General features: G+C 36.2%; 1 protein-coding gene. It reads right to left on the bottom strand.

Going from position 1 to position 1,514, the window contains the following annotated elements; genetic code table 11:
* Nucleotides 1-109 precede the first annotated feature (109 nt).
* Nucleotides 110-850, bottom strand: a complete 741-nt coding sequence (locus H4683_RS21075; protein WP_192600782.1) for an alpha/beta fold hydrolase — start codon at nt 848-850, stop codon at nt 110-112.
* Between the last annotated feature and the right edge of the window lie 664 nt (nt 851-1,514).

Genomic DNA, 1,514 nt, shown 5'->3' with positions numbered 1-1,514 from the left:
ACATCTAAATATTATGTTGAGTGATTATGCATCGACTCCGAGTATTCGCTAGGGTAATATTTTGGACTTTACATAATATATGACTCAACATAAGAACAAACCCTATTACTCAACTCACCCTTAGCAGCCAGTCTGTCATTAAATCTTGTACGATTTTGCGTTTTTCTATTTGAAGCATATGACCAGCTTGATCTAAAATGGCAAATGTACTATTTGGAAATTTTTCAATCAGAAATAAATGATCTTGATAACCGCAGATCGAATCTTGTTTCCCTACTATGATAAGAGCTGGCTGTAAAAGCAGTTCTATATCATGAAAGGGTTCATCAGCAAGAAAATATCCTTTTTCCTTCCAATTCGACATTAAAAAGTTTTTGTTCGCCACTAAACGCCCAGGTTGAATTTCGTTTAAAAAATATCCAAGGTTCATTTTATTTTGGCAAATCAACAGTGTCTCAACTGCTGTTCTTATATCTGGATTCAATTCGTTTAACTGCATTTCATCTTTTAATAAAACGACTTTTTCTGGAAGTGTTCTTTCTTTAAGATGAAGTGCAGTAGCTAGCAAACAAATACTTTTCACTTCTTTACGCCTATGATGCAAAATTCCTTGCGCTAAATAACCTCCATATGAAAGGCCAATGAGAGAGTATAGTTGATTGGGAATTGTTTTATCAATAAAGTCTAGAATGTTAGTAAGCATATCATCTGAAGAGTTGAAACTTTCGTCTACTACACTTCCACCGTGAGCAGGCAAATCTATATAAATCCTCTGAAAATCCGGGACTTTTTCAAAAATTGGTTCTATCCAAGATACCATAGAACGGTGGTCTGTACCCATTGAATGCATGATGAGGATTGGAAAACCACTTCCGAAAACCTCATAATTAATACTACCCTTTTCAACCAATCAATTCACTATTAATCTCCCCCCTTCAATCCTTAATTTTATAAAAGAGAAAATACTCACTAAAGCTATTCTCCATATGGGTAAAAAAGTATAAGTCGCCTTAGTCAACCCTAACTTACACTGTAGCTGGATAAGAAAATGACCCGTTCCTTGTGAATTGGACGGATCATTTTCTTAGGCTGTTTGTCTTCCACCGCCGGATACTTTCAAGGGTATTAGTCACTTTGGAGATTATTTCCGTCAAGTTCATAAGTTTATCCGTCACTTCGACATATATATTCATCACTTTTACCAACTTATTCTCAAACCAGGACTAAAGGACTGTGTTGAAACTAGGGGCTACCTACTCCCTACTCTCCTTTCCACACAGATTACACTCAAAAAAGAAAAGCGCGAGTCGCACTTGCAAAGACACCGAACTAATCCTGCAAAAATGTATACTTCTGTATGAAAGTATATTTTCATGATAGGTGGTGGCGAAATTGTCACTATGTTGTTTCTTATCTTTTTAAGAAAAACCGGGCAAAAACCGCCCGGTACTTTTTAGTTCAGCGTATATCCGAGATGCTGTATTCTACTCCATGTATTCCTTTATAAGATTCCG

The organism is Sporosarcina limicola, from assembly GCF_014873855.1.
Lineage (GTDB): Bacteria > Bacillota > Bacilli > Bacillales_A > Planococcaceae > Sporosarcina > Sporosarcina limicola.
This window is presented reverse-complemented; position numbering and strand designations above follow the sequence as displayed.